We start from the raw sequence: 17,049 nt of genomic DNA, 5'->3' as shown, positions 1-17,049 counted from the left end.
ATGGCTAAGGAAATTACTGGTTATCTGAAATTACAGGTTAAAGGTGGCCAGGCAAATCCATCTCCTCCGGTTGGTCCAGCCCTTGGTTCCAAGGGTTTGAACATCATGGAGTTCTGTAAGCAATTCAATGCTAGGACTCAGGAAAAAATGGGGACCGTCCTTCCTGTTCTTATCACGATTTATTCTGATAAGTCTTTTGATTTTGTGGTAAAAACACCTCCTGCAGCTAATTTGCTGATTGAGGCAGCAAAGATCAAAAGTGGTTCAGCTGAACCAAACAGAAAGAAAGTAGGTTCTGTGACCTGGGATCAAGTAAAAGAAATTGCCGAGGTGAAAATGCCTGACTTAAATGCTTTTAAAATGGATTCCGCGATGAAAATGATCGCTGGAACCGCCAGAAGTATGGGAATCACAGTTTCAGGAAAAGCTCCTTGGGAGGAATAAATAAATAAAAATGGCTAAGTTAACAAAAAAGCAAAAAGAAGCTCTTTCAAAATACGACCCAAGCCAACAGTACTCCCTGGCTGAGGCTTCTTCAATTGTGAAAGAAATCACTTTGACTAAGTTTGACTCTTCCGTAGATGTCGACGTTCGTTTGGGCGTAGATCCACGTAAGGCAGATCAAATGGTCAGAGGAGTCGTAGCTTTACCTCACGGTACAGGTAAGGACATTAAAGTCCTAGTACTTTGTACTCCTGAAAAGGAAGAGGAAGCTAAAGAAGCTGGAGCAGACTATGTTGGATTAGACGATTATATTGCCAAAATCGAAGGTGGATGGACGGACATTGATGTCATCATCACTATGCCTAACGTCATGGCAAAAGTCGGTAGATTAGGTAGAGTATTGGGCCCTAGAGGTTTGATGCCTAACCCTAAATCCGGTACGGTAACCCTTGATGTAGCTAAGGCTGTGAGAGAGGTTAAGGCTGGTAAGATAGACTTTAAAGTAGATAAATTTGGTATCATTCACGCCAGCGTGGGTAAAGTTTCTTTCGGGCCTGAACAAATTCAGGCCAATGTTCAGGAACTTATCGCTACCATTTCTAAGTTAAAGCCTGCATCTTCTAAAGGAACGTATTTCAAGAGTATACATTTGTCTAGCACAATGTCTCCTGGAATTGCAATCGATAAAGGGAGTATTCAAGGTATATAATTATGACTAGAGAGGAAAAACAAATAGTAATCGAAAGTCTTACCGAGAAGTTAAAAGAAACTCCGCATTTCTATATCACAGATGCATCAGGTTTCAGCGTTGCTCAGGTAAATGCTTTCAGAAGAATGTGTTTTGAGAAAGGCATCGAGTATAAAGTTTATAAAAACACCCTTGTAGCCAAGGCTTTGGAAAACTTAGATACTGATTATGCTGACTTCTCTGAAAAAACACTTAAAGGCTTTACAGGAATCATGTTCTCTACTGAGACAGCAAATCTTCCTGCTAAAGTAATACTCGACTTCAGAAAAAAATTAGGTAAAAAAGAAACTAGACCAGTTTTCAAAGGTGCTTCATTAGATTCAGATTTATTTGTAGGTGAAAAAAATCTAGAAATACTATCTACACTTAAATCTAAAGAAGAACTTGTAGGAGATGTAATCGGTTTACTCCTTTCTCCTGCCAAGAATGTGGTATCTGCCCTTCAATATGGTCAGAATACTATCGCAGGGCTAGTTAAAACTCTTTCTGAAAGAGAATCATAAAAAATAATTCAATTAGTTTTAAAAACAATCAATTAAAATAATAATACAATGGCAGATCTTAAAGCATTCGCTGAGCAGTTAGTAAATTTAACTGTTAAAGAGGTTAGTGAGTTAGCCACTATATTGAAGGATGAGTATGGTATCGAACCTGCTGCAGCTGCACCTACTATGGTAGCTGGTGGCGGTGGAGCTGATGCTGCTGAAGAAGAAAAAACTTCTTTTGACGTAATCTTGAAAGCTGCTGGTGGAGCAAAGCTGGCTGTAGTTAAACTTGTTAAAGAATTAACTGGTCTTGGTCTTAAAGAGGCTAAAGAAGTAGTAGATAGCGCACCTAAAGCTGTTAAAGAAGGTGTATCTAAAGACGAAGCTGAGGCGCTTAAAAAGCAACTTGAAGAAGCTGGAGCTGAAGTTGAGCTTAAATAATTTGAATAACCTTTCCCATTAGGTAAAGGTTATGAAAATAGACCTGACTGTAAAAGTCAGGTCTTTTCCTGTTTGTGCGCAGTTTATTAATTGCACTATTCTAAGCGACTTTTGTCGTATTTAGTTATTTATTATCACTATAAACATATACTGCCTTGGCTATCCAGAATCAAACCGAAAGGAAAAGTTTCTCATCTATTAAGGTAGTCAAAGACTATCCGGATTTCCTAGATATTCAGCTTCAATCTTTTAAAGATTTCTTCCAGCTGGATACTCCTGCAGAAAGACGAAGACAGGATGGTCTTTTCAAGGTATTCTCTGAAAACTTCCCTATTAGTGATTCCAGAGAAAACTTTACCCTTGAATTCATTGACTACGCGGTAGATCCTCCCAAATACAACGTTTCTGAAAGTATTGACAGAGGGTTAACTTATTCTGTTCCTTTAAAAGCAAAACTCCGACTATTATGCTCAGATGAGGATAATGAGGATTTTGAAACAATTGAGCAAGAAGTATTCCTTGGGAATCTTCCTTACATGACCGAAAAGGGCTCTTTTGTAATCAACGGTGCAGAGCGTGTGATTGTATCCCAATTGCACAGATCTCCAGGTGTATTCTTTGCTCAAAGTAAACATACTAATGGTACCAAATTGTATTCAGCCAGAATCATTCCATTTAAAGGTTCATGGATAGAATTTGCTACAGATATCAATAATGTGATGTATGCTTACATTGACCGTAAGAAGAAATTTCCTGTTACCACTTTGTTAAGGGCTATAGGCTATGGATCTGATAAACAGATACTGGACCTTTTTGGCCTTTCTGAGGAAGTACCTTCTACCAAAGCAGCCCTTAAGAAAGTAAGTGGCAGAAAGCTAGCTGCAAGGGTGCTAAGAACATGGGTAGAGGATTTTGTGGATGAAGATACTGGCGAGGTAGTATCAATAGATAGAAATGAAGTCCTGTTAGAAAGAGACTCTATTCTTACTGACGAAGACATCGATCTTATCTTGGAATCAGGCTCCAAGAGCATCATCCTTCATAGAGAAGATGTAAATGTAGCTGATTATTCTATTATATATAACACATTGCAAAAAGATAACTCCAACTCTGAAAAAGAAGCAGTGGAAGTTATCTATAGGCAATTAAGAAATACCGAAGCACCAGATGAGGCGACTGCCCGGGAAGTGATCCACGGATTGTTTTTCTCAGACAAACGTTATGATCTAGGTGAAGTAGGTAGATATAGAATCAATAAAAAATTAGGTCTTGATATCGCTTCTGATAAGATTGTTCTTACTACAGAAGATATTATCAATATCGTAAAGTACCTTATTGGTCTAATCAACTCCAAAGCAGTAGTCGATGATATTGACCACTTAAGCAATAGAAGAGTAAGAACAGTAGGAGAGCAGTTATATTCTCAGTTCGGTGTGGGTTTGGCCCGTATGGCCAGAACCATCCGCGAAAGAATGAACGTACGTGATAACGAAGATTTCAAGCCAGTGGATTTGATCAACGCCAGGACGCTTTCTTCTGTGATCAATTCCTTCTTCGGTACCAACCAGCTTTCTCAGTTTATGGATCAGACTAATCCGCTAGCGGAGCTGACCCACAAAAGAAGACTTTCAGCCTTAGGGCCAGGAGGTCTTTCCAGAGAGAGAGCAGGTTTCGAAGTAAGAGATGTTCACTACACCCACTACGGCCGTCTTTGTACCATTGAAACTCCTGAGGGACCAAATATCGGTCTTATCTCTTCTCTATGTGTTCACGCTAAAGTGAACTCAATGGGATTCCTAGAAACTCCTTACAGAAAGGTAGCCGATGGAAAAGTGAATATGGTGGGCGAGGATATCGTTTATCTAACCGCTGAAGAAGAAGATGATAATAACATCGCTCAGGCCAATGCACCGTTAGATGATAATGGAACATTTATCAATGAGCGTGTAAAAGCAAGGTTTGAAGGTGACTTCCCCGTATTGGAGCCTAAGGAGATCAGCTACATGGATGTCGCTCCCAATCAGATTGTATCAGTAGCCGCTTCATTGATTCCATTCTTGGAGCATGATGATGCTAACCGAGCCTTGATGGGATCAAACATGCAGCGTCAGGCAGTTCCTTTGTTAAAAGCTGAAGCTCCTATCGTGGGTACAGGCCTTGAAGGCAAAGCAGCTGTTGACTCCAGATCACTGATCATAGCTGAAGCAGACGGTATAGTAGATTATGTAGATGCAAAGAAAATCGTAATCAAATACGATTTATCATCTGATGAACTATTGGTTAACTTCAGTGACGAATATAAAACATATGACCTGATCAAGTTCAGAAGAACCAACCAGGATACTACTATAAACCTAACTCCTCTGGTTTTAAAAGGACAGAGTGTAACCAAAGGCCAGGTTTTAGTAGAAGGATATTCTACCAATAACGGTGAGTTGGCCCTGGGTAAAAACCTAATGGTAGCTTACATGCCTTGGCAGGGTTATAACTTCGAGGATGCGATCGTTATCTCTGAGAGAGTAGTAAGGGAAGATGTATTCACTTCTATTCACGTAGAGGAGTTCCAGCTTGAAGTCAGAGATACTAAAAGAGGTGAGGAAGAATTGACTTCTGAAATTCCAAACGTATCTGAAGAAGCTGTAAAACATCTAGACGAAAACGGTATCATAAGAATCGGCGCTGAGCTGAAAGAAGGTGATATCATCATCGGTAAGATTACACCTAAAGGTGAAACGGATCCAACTCCTGAGGAGAAGCTATTGAGAGCTATCTTTGGTGATAAAGCTGGTGATGTGAAAGATGCTTCATTGAAAGCATCTCCATCATTAAATGGCGTGGTAATCGAAACCAAACTATTCAGCAGACCTAAGAAAGATAAAGATCTCCGAGCTAAGTCTAAAGCAGAAGTCGAAAGACTGAAAGGTATCTATGCCAAGGATCTATTAGGTGTAAGAGCCAAAATGATCAATAAGTTGATGACACTACTGGATGGTAAGACTTCTCAGGGAGTGAAGCATAAGTTTGGTGATGAGATTGTGAGCAAAGGAGTGAAGTTCAATTATAAAAACATTGAGCAGAACTTATTCCCAGCCAAAAACCCTTATAGAGACGAAAGTAACTATAACGTACCTGAAGAAGCTAACCTTATATCAGATATCATCTTAGATGACTGGACTGAAGATGCCCATACTAATTCTCTAATCCAGCAATTGGTTAAAAATTATACCAATACTAGAAATGAGATATCAGGTAGATTTAAGAGAGAGAAATTTACTCTTGAAGTAGGGGATGAATTACCGGCAGGTATTGTTCAGATGGCTAAAGTTTATGTGGCTAAAAAGCGTAAACTGAAAGTTGGGGATAAAATGGCTGGTCGTCACGGTAACAAAGGTATTGTAGCGAAAATAGTAAGAGATGAGGATATGCCATTCTTGGAAGATGGCACCCCTATGGATATCGTATTGAATCCACTAGGTGTACCTTCAAGGATGAACATCGGTCAGATCTTTGAAACAGTCCTTGCATGGGCAGGTAGAGTGCTGGATAAGAAATATGCGACTCCGATCTTTGATGGAGCCACTATGGAAGAAGTAGCAGACGAATTGGCTTTGGCTAATCTACCTTCCTTTGGAAGAACGTATTTATATGATGGTCTATCAGGTAAGAAATTCGATCAGCCGGTAACAGTAGGTATAACATATATGCTTAAACTGGGTCACCTGGTGGATGATAAGATGCACGCTAGATCCATCGGACCATACTCTTTAATTACTCAACAGCCTCTAGGTGGTAAAGCCCAGTTTGGTGGTCAGCGTTTTGGAGAGATGGAAGTGTGGGCATTGGAAGCCTTTGGTGCTTCTCATGTGTTGCAGGAAATACTTACCGTGAAATCCGATGATGTCATAGGTAGAGCCAAAGCTTATGAAGCCATTGTAAAAGGAGAAAACCTTCCGAAACCTAATATTCCGGAATCCTTTAACGTTTTGGTACACGAGCTAAGAGGTCTTGCCCTTGAAATCACTTTGGATTAAATAGAACAAATGGGCCGCTAGGCCCTTCACATACTCACATAATAAAAAATTATGGCGTTCAGAAAAAATAAAAAACTAAACAACGACTTCTCCAGGGTCACTATTAGTTTAGCTTCTCCAGAATCGATTCTGGACAGCTCTCATGGTGAGGTGACGCAGCCTGAAACGATCAACTATAGAACATACAAACCAGAAATGGGCGGTCTGTTCTGCGAGCGTATTTTCGGTCCTGTAAAAGATTGGGAGTGTCATTGTGGTAAATATAAGCGCATAAGATATAAAGGTATTATCTGTGACAGATGTGGTGTAGAAGTTACTGAAAAGAAAGTGCGTCGTGAGCGAATGGGCCATATAGAATTGGTAGTTCCTGTAGCACATATCTGGTATTTCAAATCCCTTCCTAACAAAATAGGTTATCTATTAGGTCTTCCTACTAAGAAACTTGATCAGATAGTGTACTATGAAAGATATGCTGTCATCCAGGCTGGTGTGAAAGGCGAAGATGGCCTTCAATATCTGGACTTCCTGACAGAAGATGAGTATTTGGATATCATGGATAAACTTCCAAAAGAGAACCAAATGCTTGATAATGATGATCCTAACAAGTTCATCGCAAAAATGGGTGCTGAAGCTATCGAAATGTTGTTGGCAAGAATTGATCTTGATGACCTTTCTTATAGCCTTCGTCACCAGGCTGCTACTGATACTTCTCAGCAGAGAAAAGCGGAAGCTTTGAAAAGGCTTAAAGTAGTGGAAGCATTCAGAGATGCCCGTACCAGAATCGAAAATCGTCCTGAATGGATGGTGGTAAGAATGGTGCCGGTTATTCCACCGGAATTGAGACCATTGGTTCCTTTGGATGGCGGTAGATTTGCTACTTCCGATTTGAATGATCTTTATAGAAGGGTTATTATAAGAAATAACCGTTTGAAAAGATTGATCGATATCAAAGCTCCTGAAGTGATTTTGAGAAATGAGAAAAGAATGCTTCAGGAAGCAGTAGATTCTCTATTCGATAACTCAAGAAAAGTTAATGCAGTAAGATCTGACGGTAATAGAGCATTGAAGTCACTATCTGACATGCTAAAAGGTAAGCAGGGACGATTCCGTCAAAACTTACTAGGTAAGCGTGTGGATTACTCCGGCCGTTCTGTAATCGTGGTAGGTCCTGAACTTAAACTTCATGAGTGCGGTCTGCCTAAAAATATGGCAGCAGAACTTTTCAAACCGTTTATCATCAGAAAACTGATCGAAAGAGGTATTGTAAAGACTGTAAAATCTGCCAAGAAAATAGTAGATAGAAAAGATCCGGTAGTATGGGATATCCTCGAAAACGTATTGAAAGGACACCCTGTATTATTGAACAGAGCTCCAACGCTTCACCGATTAGGTATTCAGGCTTTCCAGCCGAAACTTATAGAAGGAAAAGCGATTCAGCTTCACCCATTGGTATGTACAGCATTCAATGCTGACTTTGATGGTGACCAGATGGCGGTCCACGTACCATTAGGTCATGAGGCTATTTTGGAGGCTTCTACCTTAATGCTTTCTTCTCACAATATCCTAAACCCGGCAAACGGTGCCCCCATCACAGTACCATCTCAAGACATGGTTCTTGGATTGTATTATGTGACAAAAGGAAAACGTTCTACTGAAGAGGAGCCGGTAGCAGGTGAAGGAATGACCTTTTACGGTGAGGAAGATGTGATCATAGCCCTTAATGAAGGTAAAATTTCTCAGCACGCATTTGTTAAATGTAGAGTGAAAGTGAGAAATGAAAACGGAGAGCTGGAAAGCAAGATTATAGAAACCGTCGCCGGCAGATTGATCTTTAACCAGTTCGTACCCGAGCAGGTAGGTTATGTCAATGAGCTTTTGACTAAAAAGAAACTCCAGCAGATTATTGCTGAAGTAGTTAAAATATGCGGTATAGCCAGAAGTGCCAAGTTCCTTGATGATATCAAGCACCTGGGTTTCCAGATGGCCTATCAGGGTGGTCTATCTATGGGGCTGAATGATGTAATCATACCGGACGAGAAAGAGCCGCTTATCAATAAGGCCAAAGAAGATGTGGACCAGGTATGGAACAACTATCTAATGGGTCTTATCACTGATAATGAAAGGTACAACCAGGTTATTGATATCTGGACCAGAACTAATTCCAATCTGACTACCATCTTGATGAAGCAAATGGAGGAGGATAAACAAGGATTTAATGCCATCTATATGATGATGCACTCAGGAGCCAGGGGTTCTAGAGAGCAAATCAGGCAGCTGGGCGGTATGAGAGGGCTAATGGCTAAACCACAGAAAAACCTTCAGGGTTCGGTAGGTGAGATTATCGAAAACCCGATTTTATCTAACTTCAAAGAAGGTTTGGATGTACTTGAATACTTTATATCTACCCACGGTGCCCGTAAGGGTCTAGCTGATACTGCCCTGAAAACGGCTGATGCTGGTTACCTTACCAGAAGGTTAGTAGATGTGGCGCAGGATATGATTGTATCTGAGGAAGATTGCGGTACGCTTAGAGGGCTTATCGTCTCAGCACTTAAGGACAATGATGAGATAGTAGAGCCTCTATCTGAAAGAATAGTGGGTAGGGTATCTGTCCATGATGTCTATGATCCAATCACAGAAGAATTGATATTAGAAGGTGGTGAAGAGATTTCTGATGACCTAGCTAAGCGAGTCGATGAGTCTGCAATAGACGAAGTAGAAATAAGATCTGTATTGACTTGTGAAACCAGGAGAGGGGTATGTACCAAGTGTTATGGTAGAAATCTTTCTACAGGTAATATAGTGCAGAACGGAGAATCAGTGGGAGTAACTGCCGCTCAGTCTATCGGTGAACCAGGTACACAGCTTACGTTAAGAACTTTCCACGTAGGTGGTACAGCTTCTAACATCTCTGTTGAGGCCAGCATCAATGCCAAATTTGACGGAGTGATTGAGTTTGAAGAGGAGCTTAGATGGATCAATACGACCAATAAAGAAGGTAATGCTTTGGCCATCGTTATGGGTAGATCGGGTGAAATTAAGATCAATGATATCAAAAGCGGCAAGACACTTGTTTCGAACCACGTGCCATATGGCGCAGTCCTAAATGTTACAGACGGTCAGAAGATAGCCAAGGGAGATTCACTTTGTACTTGGGATCCATATAATGCTGTAATACTTTCCGAATTTGACGGTGAGGTTTCATTTGATGCCATTATTGAAGGTATTACGTATAAGGAAGTTTCAGATGAGCAGACCGGATATAGAGAGAAGGTAATCATTGAAACCAAGGATAAAACCAAAAATCCAGCCGTAGAAGTAAATTATGGTGATGAATCCAAGGCTTATAACATTCCAGTAGGAGCTCACTTATCTGTAGAGGCAGGTGAGAAAGTTAAGGCGGGTCAAATCTTGGTTAAAATTCCAAGATCCGTCGGTAAGACCAGGGATATTACCGGAGGTCTTCCACGGGTTACTGAATTATTTGAGGCCAGAAACCCGTCCAATCCGGCAGTGGTTTCTGAAATTGATGGTGTGGTAACCTATGGTGGTATCAAGCGTGGTAACAGAGAGATCTTTATTGAATCTAAAGATGGCGTTAGGAAAAGATACATGGTATCACTATCTAAACATATCTTGGTTCAGGAGAATGATTTTATCCGTGCAGGTGAACCGCTATCAGATGGAGCCATTACTCCAAATGACATCTTATCGATCAAAGGTCCTACTGCCGTACAGGAATATTTGGTGAATGAAATTCAGGAAGTATACCGACTTCAGGGTGTAAAGATCAATGATAAGCACATAGAGGTTATTGTGACACAGATGATGCAAAAAGTTGAAATACTTGATGCTGGTGATACAGGATTCCTTCAGAATCAAATAGTAGATAAGTGGGCATTCAGGGAAGAGAACGATAACATCCTTGATAAAAAAGTTGTAATGGATGCAGGAGACAGCAGTACGCTAAAACCTGGGATGATCATTACTTCCAGAAGATTAAGAGATGAGAATTCGAGCTTGAAGCGTAAAGATCTTAAGGTCGTGGCCGTAAGAGATGCAGAAACAGCAGTTTCTAAGCCTACTCTTCAGGGTATCACAGCTTCCTCCCTTGGTACAGAAAGCTTTATCTCTGCCGCATCCTTCCAGGAAACTACCAAAGTTTTGAGCGAAGCTGCTATCAGAGGTAAGCGAGATGAACTGTTAGGATTGAAAGAAAACGTGATCGTTGGACACCTTATCCCTGCCGGTACCGGACAGAGGAGGTTTAAAAACATTATCGTAGGTTCTCAGGAGGAATATGATAAACTTTCTAATGAAAAGGAAAAGTCCATCAAAAAATCCAAAGAGACTGTTAAATAATATATAAAGTATTAATAAACAAAAAGGCCTGTCTCCAAGCAGGCCTTTTTTAATATATGAAACTATGGATCCAAAAGAAAACCAACCTAATCAGGACCAGCAGATAAACGTAGAACTCCCCGAGGAAATAGCTGAAGGAATTTATGCTAACCTGGCCATGATTGCTCATTCCAATTCGGAATTTGTCGTCGATTTTATCCGGTTGATGCCTGGCGTACCTAAAGCCAAAGTAAAGTCCAGGATCATCATGACACCTGACCACGCCAAAAGGCTGCTGGCGGCACTAAAGGATAATATTGAGAAGTATGAACAAGCCTTTGGCAAGATCGATGGTGGAAACGGTGCCCCGCATTTTCCATTGAATTTTGGTGGGGCTGGTGGAGAAGCGTAATTTCTACCTGCAGCATAGCGGCGGGGGATGGTGGACTTACAAATAAAATATAACTATTTAATTTTGTTTGTTTTAACGTTTTGATTACCTTTGCAGTCCAAAAATCATAAGTTTAAAGAAGTAAGGAAAAACTAAATTTTATCAGTTAATGCCTACTATACAACAGTTAGTAAGAAAAGGAAGAACCACCCTTGAGACTAAATCTAAGTCTAGAGCCTTAGATTCCTGTCCTCAGAGAAGGGGTGTGTGTACCCGTGTGTACACGACTACTCCTAAGAAACCTAACTCAGCAATGAGAAAGGTGGCTAGGGTTAGATTGACGAATGGAAAAGAAGTTAACGCTTATATTCCAGGTGAGGGTCATAATTTGCAGGAGCACTCTATCGTATTGATCAGAGGCGGTCGTGTGAAGGATCTACCAGGTGTGCGTTACCACATCATTCGAGGTGCATTGGATACTTCAGGAGTTAAAGACCGTAAACAAGGTCGTTCTAAGTACGGTGCTAAAAGACCGAAGGCTGGCAAAGGTGCCCCAGCAGCTCCGGCAAAGAAAAGATAATAAATAACATTAAGAAAAAATGAGAAAAGCGAAACCAAAAAAGAGATATATTCTTCCTGATCCGAAGTTTAATGATACTTTGGTCACCAAATTTGTAAACTGCCTTATGGTAGACGGGAAGAAGAGTATTGCTTACAAAATCTTCTATGACGCAGTAGCTAAAGTAGAAGAAAAGATGAGTGAGAACGGTCTTGAGCTTTGGAAGAAAGCGCTTAACAATATAACTCCAGCTGTAGAGGTGAAGAGTCGTAGAGTTGGGGGAGCTACTTTCCAGGTGCCCATGGAAGTGAGACCTGAAAGAAAGACTTCACTAGGTATCAAGTGGATGATCACTTATGCCAGAAGAAGAGGTGAGAAGACGATGATGGACAGACTTGCCGGTGAAATCATGGCTGCTTCCAAAGGCGAAGGTGCTGCTGTGAAGAAGAAAGATGATACGCATAGAATGGCAGAAGCCAATAAAGCATTCTCACACTTTAGATTCTAAATTATAAGATGGCAAGAGATTTAAAATTCACTAGAAACATTGGTATCGCCGCGCATATTGATGCCGGTAAAACTACTACGACAGAACGTATCCTTTTTTACTCAGGTGTGAGCCATAAAATAGGTGAGGTGCACGATGGTGCGGCTACTATGGACTGGATGGCACAGGAGCAGGAAAGAGGTATCACCATTACATCTGCTGCTACTACCGTTTTTTGGGATTATAAAGATAAAAAATATCAAATCAACATCATTGATACTCCTGGTCACGTGGATTTTACCGTAGAGGTAAACAGATCTTTGCGTGTACTAGATGGTTTGGTTTTCCTTTTCAGTGCTGTGGACGGAGTTGAGCCACAGTCTGAGACTAACTGGCGTTTAGCTGATAACTATAAAGTAGCTCGTATCGGTTTTGTTAATAAAATGGACCGTGCCGGTGCTAACTTCCTAGAAGTTTGTAAGCAAGTAAAAGAGATGTTAGGAAGCTATGCTGTTCCTTTGCAGCTTCCTATCGGATCTGAAGATAAATTTAGAGGTGTTGTTGATCTGATCAATAACAGGGCTATCGTTTGGAATGAGCATGACTTTGGGATGACCTTTGAGACTGTCGAAATTCCGGAGGATATGTTAGATGAAGTAGCTGAGTATAGAGAGTATCTACTTGAGGCTGTAGCAGATTATGATGAGACTTTGATGGAGAAATTCTTCGAAGATCCTAACTCCATCACCGCTGATGAGATACTAGCTGCTCTTAGAGCGGCCACTATAGATATGAAGATTGTACCGATGGTATGTGGATCTTCATTCAAAAATAAAGGTGTTCAGACCATGCTTGACCTGGTGATGGAATTATTGCCTTCACCATTAGAGAAGTCTGATATTTATGCTACAAATATAGATACTGAAGAAGAAGTATTGATCACGCCTAACCGTGATGAACCTTTTACTGGTTTGGCATTTAAAATTGCCACTGATCCATTTGTAGGACGTCTTTGCTTTGTCAGAGCATATTCCGGTAAATTGGAATCAGGATCTTATGTATTTAACAGCCGTTCAGGTAATAAAGAGCGTATTTCTAGGGTATTCCAGATGCATGCCAATAAGCAGAATCAAATCGAAAGATTGGAAGCTGGTGATATCGGAGCAGTTGTTGGTTTTAAGGATATCAAAACAGGTGACACCCTTTGCGATGAAAAACGTAAGGTGGTATTGGAATCAATGGTATTCCCTGAACCGGTTATCGGATACGCTATTGAGCCTAAAACACAGGCTGACGTTGATAAATTAGGGATGGCTATCGCCAAGTTGGTTGAAGAAGATCCTACTTTACAGGTGAACACTGACCACGAAACTGGCCAGACTATCCTTAGAGGTATGGGTGAGCTGCACCTTGATATCATCATAGATCGTCTTAAGAGAGAATTTAAGGTTGAAATCAACCAAGGTGCTCCTCAAGTGGCGTATAAAGAAGCGCTTTACAGCAGTGTTGAACATAAAGAAGTTTATAAGAAACAGTCTGGTGGTAAAGGTAAGTTTGCAGATATCGTATTTGAATTGGGACCAAAAGATCCAGATCCTGAGACAGGAGAGATCAAACAGGGGCTAGACTTCGTAAATGGTATAGTCGGTGGTGTAATTCCTAAAGAATTTATCCCAGCTATTCAGAAAGGTTTTGCTGAAGCAATGAAAAACGGACCTTTGGCAGGTTACCCTGTTGAAAGCATGAAAGTTAGATTGTTTCACGGGTCTTTCCATGATGTCGATTCAGATGCGCTTTCTTTTGAATTAGCTGCAAGAATCGGATTTAAAGAAGCTGCTAAGAAAGCCAAACCTCAATTACTAGAGCCTATCATGGCCGTAGACGTAGTATCTCCTGATGAGTATACAGGTCCTATCACAGGTGACCTGAACAGAAGAAGAGGTCTGATGAAGGGTATGGATACCAAAGGTACTTCCTCTGTCATCAAAGCTTCTGTACCTTTATCGGAATTGTTCGGTTATATAACTGATCTTAGAACGATCACGTCTGGTAGAGCTACTGCTTCATTGACCTTCTCTCATTATGAGCCGGTTCCAAATAATATTGCAGAAGCAGTTATCGCTAAAGTAAAAGGAGAGAAAGCCTAAATAATTAGAACATGAATCAGAAAATAAGAATAAAACTTAAATCTTACGATCACAGCCTGGTGGATAAGTCATCAGAGAAGATCGTGAAAGCTGTAAAATCTACAGGAGCAGTAGTAGTTGGGCCTATTCCCCTTCCTACCAAAAAGGAAAAATTCACTGTTCTTAAGTCTCCACACGTAAATAAGAAAGCGCGTGAGCAGTTTCAGCTTTGCACTTATAAGAGATTAGTAGACATATACTCTAACAGTTCTAAGACTGTGGATGCTTTGATGAAAATCGAGTTGCCAAGTGGAGTAGATGTTGAGATCAAAGTTTGATCCTGATTTCAATTGAGATAGTGAAAACCTGTCCGCCTAGCGGATGGGTTTTCTTTTTATTTGAGATTTATGATTTCAGATTTAGCAAAATTCAAAGTCCGAAATCATAATTCCTAAATGGGTTAATACGAGATTTTTTCGTAAATGTTTGAAAATATATAAGTTGTAATTTGTAGAACGCATATAAATTACTAACTTTGCAGTCCCTTAGGGCACTAGTGTGTAAATACTTAGTGAAATTTATATTATATAACAGAAGATGTCTGGAATAATAGGTAAAAAAGTAGGAATGACTAGCATTTTTAGTGCCGATGGGCGTAACGTCGCATGCACGCTAATAGAAGCTGGTCCTTGCGTAGTGACGCAAGTAAAAAATGTTGAATCAGACGGGTACAATGCTATTCAGTTGGCGTATGGTGAGCGCAAGGAGAAAAACACTCCAAAGCCGCTAATGGGGCACTTCAAAAAGGCCGGCACCACTCCAAAACAGAAGGTTGTTGAATTCAGAGATTTCAGGGTAGAGTTTGAAGGTCAGGTTGACCTTGGTAAAACTGTAAAATCTGAGCAGGTTTTCGTGGAAGGTGATTTCGTAGATGCTATCGGAACATCGAAAGGAAAAGGATTCCAGGGTGTTGTAAAACGTCATGGATTTGCCGGTGTAGGTGGGCAGACTCATGGTCAGCACAACAGAGCCAGGCACCCGGGTTCCATTGGAGCTTGTTCTTGGCCATCAAGGGTATTTAAAGGCATGAGAATGGCTGGCAGAACCGGTGGTGATAGAGTAAAGGTGATCAACCTAAGAGTGCTAAAAATCTATCCTGAAAAGAACTTGATTCTGGTAAGTGGCTCTGTCCCTGGTGCAAAGAATTCTTTCGTTATTCTAGAGAAGTAAGAAAATGGAATTAACAGTATTAAAACATAACGGTGAAGACACAGGTAGAAAGGTAACCCTTTCGGATGATATATTTGGCATTGAGCCTAATGATCATGCGATCTACCTGGATGTTAAGCAGTATTTGGCTAACCAGAGACAGGGAACGCACAAATCTAAAGAAAGAGCTGAGATAGCTGGTTCTACCAGAAAAATCAAAAAGCAAAAAGGAACTGGTGGAGCCAGAGCAGGTTCTATTAAGTCTCCAGTATTCAGAGGCGGAGGTAGGATTTTCGGTCCAAGACCAAGAAACTATTCTTTCAAATTGAATAAAAAATTAAAGCAGCTGGCCAGAAGATCTGCGCTTACCTATAAAGCACAGGATAACAGTTTGTCTATTTTGGAAAATCTATCATTTGATGCTCCAAAGACAAAGAGTTTCATCTCTTTATTGTCTAGTCTGTCTTTAACAGATAAGAAATCACTTATTGTCCTTCCAGAAGGAAATAAGAACGTATACTTATCTAGCAGAAACTTACCTAAGACCAAAGTGATCACAGTAGATGACGTGAATACGTATGAACTACTTCACGCTGATGTCGTTGTTTTCTGTGAAGGTGCTGTAAGTAAGTTAGAAAACATTTTAGCGAAGTAATACAATGGATATATTAAAGAAGCCTTTGATTACGGAAAAGATTTCTGCTATGAACGAACGCGGAGTATACGGGTTCATTGTAGAGAAAACTGCAAAGAAGCCAGAAATCAAAAAAGCCGTAGAGAAAATGTTTGGTGTAAATGTAGTTTCTATCAGAACTATGAGATATGCTGCGAAGCATAAGACTAGGTATACCAAATCTAAGATCGTATCAGGTTACACTAATGCTTTTAAGAAAGCGATAGTACAGGTAGCCGATGGAGAAGTAATTGATTTTTACGGAGAAATTTAATTGAATAAGAATCATGGCAGTTAAAAAATTAAGACCTGTAACTCCTGGGACCAGATTCAGAGTAGCTCCAGCATTTGACGAGATAACCAAGTCAACGCCGGAGAAATCTCTTTTGGCTCCATTGAAGAAGTCAGGTGGTAGAAATAATGTAGGTAAGATGACAGCCCGTTATATGGGTGGTGGTCACAAAAGAAGGCTTAGAATCGTAGACTTTAAGCGTAACAAATTCAATGTACCCGCTGTAGTAAAAGCTATTGAGTACGATCCTAACAGGACTGCCCGTTTAGCATTACTTTACTATGTAGACGGTGCTAAAGCTTACATTATTGCTCCGGAAGGTTTGCAAGTTGGACAAACAGTGATTTCCGGAGAGAGTGTTGCACCAGAAGTAGGCAATTGCATGCATATGGTCAATATTCCTTTAGGTACTATAGTTCACAATATTGAACTTAAACCTGGCAAAGGTGCTGTGATGGCAAGAAGTGCTGGAAGTTATGCTCAGTTAGTGGCCCGTGAAGGGAAATATGTAACCCTCAAATTGCCGTCCGGTGAAATGAGATTGGTACTAGGCGTATGCGTAGCTACCGTAGGTACAGTTTCAAACGGAGATCATATGAACGTAGTCCTTGGTAAAGCTGGTAGAAACCGTTGGTTGGGCAGACGTCCTAGAACAAGAGGTGTAGCCATGAACCCTGTCGATCACCCTATGGGTGGTGGTGAAGGCCGTTCATCAGGAGGGCACCCACGCTCTAGAACTGGTCTTTTATCTAAGGGTAAGAAAACCAGATCGCCTAAAAAATATTCAAATAAGTTTATTATCAGTAAAAGATCTAAATAACT

General features: G+C 40.6%; 15 protein-coding genes. All 15 read left to right on the top strand.

Going from position 1 to position 17,049, the window contains the following annotated elements; translation table 11 throughout:
* The 15 genes from rplK to rplB all read left to right on the top strand — a co-directional run bounded on the left by rplK (position 1) and on the right by rplB (position 17,047).
* Positions 1–444, top strand: coding sequence for a 50S ribosomal protein L11 (gene rplK / locus EL17_RS06340; RefSeq protein ID WP_035071549.1), 444 nt, complete (start codon positions 1–3; stop codon positions 442–444).
* A gap of 10 nt (positions 445–454) precedes the next feature.
* Positions 455–1,153: a 50S ribosomal protein L1 gene (rplA, locus tag EL17_RS06335; RefSeq protein WP_035071545.1), complete on the top strand. Its 699-nt coding sequence runs from the start codon at positions 455–457 to the stop codon at positions 1,151–1,153.
* 2 nt (positions 1,154–1,155) lie between these two features.
* A complete protein-coding gene (gene rplJ, locus EL17_RS06330; RefSeq protein WP_035071543.1) occupies positions 1,156–1,695 on the top strand; it encodes a 50S ribosomal protein L10 in 540 nt (179 codons plus the stop codon).
* A gap of 48 nt (positions 1,696–1,743) precedes the next feature.
* Positions 1,744–2,118, top strand: a complete 375-nt coding sequence (rplL, locus tag EL17_RS06325) for a 50S ribosomal protein L7/L12 (protein ID WP_035071540.1) — start codon at positions 1,744–1,746, stop codon at positions 2,116–2,118.
* Between the two features lie 155 nt (positions 2,119–2,273).
* The gene (rpoB, locus tag EL17_RS06320) at positions 2,274–6,149 is read left to right on the top strand and encodes a DNA-directed RNA polymerase subunit beta (RefSeq protein WP_035071537.1); all 3,876 of its coding nucleotides are present in this window, start codon (positions 2,274–2,276) and stop codon (positions 6,147–6,149) included.
* A 51-nt stretch (positions 6,150–6,200) separates the two neighbouring features.
* The gene (gene rpoC, locus EL17_RS06315; RefSeq protein WP_035071534.1) at positions 6,201–10,511 is read left to right on the top strand and encodes a DNA-directed RNA polymerase subunit beta'; all 4,311 of its coding nucleotides are present in this window, start codon (positions 6,201–6,203) and stop codon (positions 10,509–10,511) included.
* A gap of 64 nt (positions 10,512–10,575) precedes the next feature.
* Positions 10,576–10,902 carry a DUF3467 domain-containing protein gene (locus EL17_RS06310; protein ID WP_035071530.1) on the top strand — a complete coding sequence of 109 codons (327 nt, stop codon included), beginning with the start codon at positions 10,576–10,578 and terminating at the stop codon, positions 10,900–10,902.
* Between the two features lie 148 nt (positions 10,903–11,050).
* Positions 11,051–11,461, top strand: a complete 411-nt coding sequence (rpsL, locus tag EL17_RS06305) for a 30S ribosomal protein S12 (RefSeq protein WP_035071528.1) — start codon at positions 11,051–11,053, stop codon at positions 11,459–11,461.
* A 19-nt stretch (positions 11,462–11,480) separates the two neighbouring features.
* Positions 11,481–11,948 carry a 30S ribosomal protein S7 gene (rpsG, locus tag EL17_RS06300; protein WP_035071526.1) on the top strand — a complete coding sequence of 156 codons (468 nt, stop codon included), beginning with the start codon at positions 11,481–11,483 and terminating at the stop codon, positions 11,946–11,948.
* 8 nt (positions 11,949–11,956) lie between these two features.
* Positions 11,957–14,074: an elongation factor G gene (gene fusA / locus EL17_RS06295; protein ID WP_035071524.1), complete on the top strand. Its 2,118-nt coding sequence runs from the start codon at positions 11,957–11,959 to the stop codon at positions 14,072–14,074.
* An 11-nt stretch (positions 14,075–14,085) separates the two neighbouring features.
* Positions 14,086–14,391 (top strand): 30S ribosomal protein S10, encoded by a 306-nt coding sequence (rpsJ, locus tag EL17_RS06290; protein WP_014020620.1) that lies wholly within the window; start codon positions 14,086–14,088, stop codon positions 14,389–14,391.
* Between the two features lie 259 nt (positions 14,392–14,650).
* The gene (rplC, locus tag EL17_RS06285) at positions 14,651–15,283 is read left to right on the top strand and encodes a 50S ribosomal protein L3 (protein WP_035071520.1); all 633 of its coding nucleotides are present in this window, start codon (positions 14,651–14,653) and stop codon (positions 15,281–15,283) included.
* Positions 15,284–15,287: 4 nt separating this feature from the next.
* Positions 15,288–15,917, top strand: coding sequence for a 50S ribosomal protein L4 (gene rplD / locus EL17_RS06280; RefSeq protein ID WP_035071518.1), 630 nt, complete (start codon positions 15,288–15,290; stop codon positions 15,915–15,917).
* 4 nt (positions 15,918–15,921) lie between these two features.
* Positions 15,922–16,209, top strand: coding sequence for a 50S ribosomal protein L23 (rplW, locus tag EL17_RS06275; RefSeq protein WP_035071516.1), 288 nt, complete (start codon positions 15,922–15,924; stop codon positions 16,207–16,209).
* Positions 16,210–16,222: 13 nt separating this feature from the next.
* A complete protein-coding gene (gene rplB, locus EL17_RS06270) occupies positions 16,223–17,047 on the top strand; it encodes a 50S ribosomal protein L2 (RefSeq protein ID WP_035071514.1) in 825 nt (274 codons plus the stop codon).
* The last annotated feature ends 2 nt before the right edge of the window (positions 17,048–17,049 follow it).

Origin of the sequence: Anditalea andensis (assembly GCF_000714815.1) — a bacterium.
Lineage (GTDB): Bacteria > Bacteroidota > Bacteroidia > Cytophagales > Cyclobacteriaceae > Anditalea > Anditalea andensis.
This window is presented reverse-complemented; position numbering and strand designations above follow the sequence as displayed.

Coding starts and splice junctions, on each gene's coding strand:
- rplK (WP_035071549.1), top strand. CDS start 1: ATGGCTAAGGAAATTACTGGTTATCTGAAATTACAGGTTAAAGGTGGC.
- rplA (WP_035071545.1), top strand. CDS start 455: ATGGCTAAGTTAACAAAAAAGCAAAAAGAAGCTCTTTCAAAATACGAC.
- rplJ (WP_035071543.1), top strand. CDS start 1,156: ATGACTAGAGAGGAAAAACAAATAGTAATCGAAAGTCTTACCGAGAAG.
- rplL (WP_035071540.1), top strand. CDS start 1,744: ATGGCAGATCTTAAAGCATTCGCTGAGCAGTTAGTAAATTTAACTGTT.
- rpoC (WP_035071534.1), top strand. CDS start 6,201: ATGGCGTTCAGAAAAAATAAAAAACTAAACAACGACTTCTCCAGGGTC.
- EL17_RS06310 (WP_035071530.1), top strand. CDS start 10,576: ATGGATCCAAAAGAAAACCAACCTAATCAGGACCAGCAGATAAACGTA.
- rpsL (WP_035071528.1), top strand. CDS start 11,051: ATGCCTACTATACAACAGTTAGTAAGAAAAGGAAGAACCACCCTTGAG.
- rpsG (WP_035071526.1), top strand. CDS start 11,481: ATGAGAAAAGCGAAACCAAAAAAGAGATATATTCTTCCTGATCCGAAG.
- fusA (WP_035071524.1), top strand. CDS start 11,957: ATGGCAAGAGATTTAAAATTCACTAGAAACATTGGTATCGCCGCGCAT.
- rpsJ (WP_014020620.1), top strand. CDS start 14,086: ATGAATCAGAAAATAAGAATAAAACTTAAATCTTACGATCACAGCCTG.
- rplC (WP_035071520.1), top strand. CDS start 14,651: ATGTCTGGAATAATAGGTAAAAAAGTAGGAATGACTAGCATTTTTAGT.
- rplD (WP_035071518.1), top strand. CDS start 15,288: ATGGAATTAACAGTATTAAAACATAACGGTGAAGACACAGGTAGAAAG.
- rplW (WP_035071516.1), top strand. CDS start 15,922: ATGGATATATTAAAGAAGCCTTTGATTACGGAAAAGATTTCTGCTATG.
- rplB (WP_035071514.1), top strand. CDS start 16,223: ATGGCAGTTAAAAAATTAAGACCTGTAACTCCTGGGACCAGATTCAGA.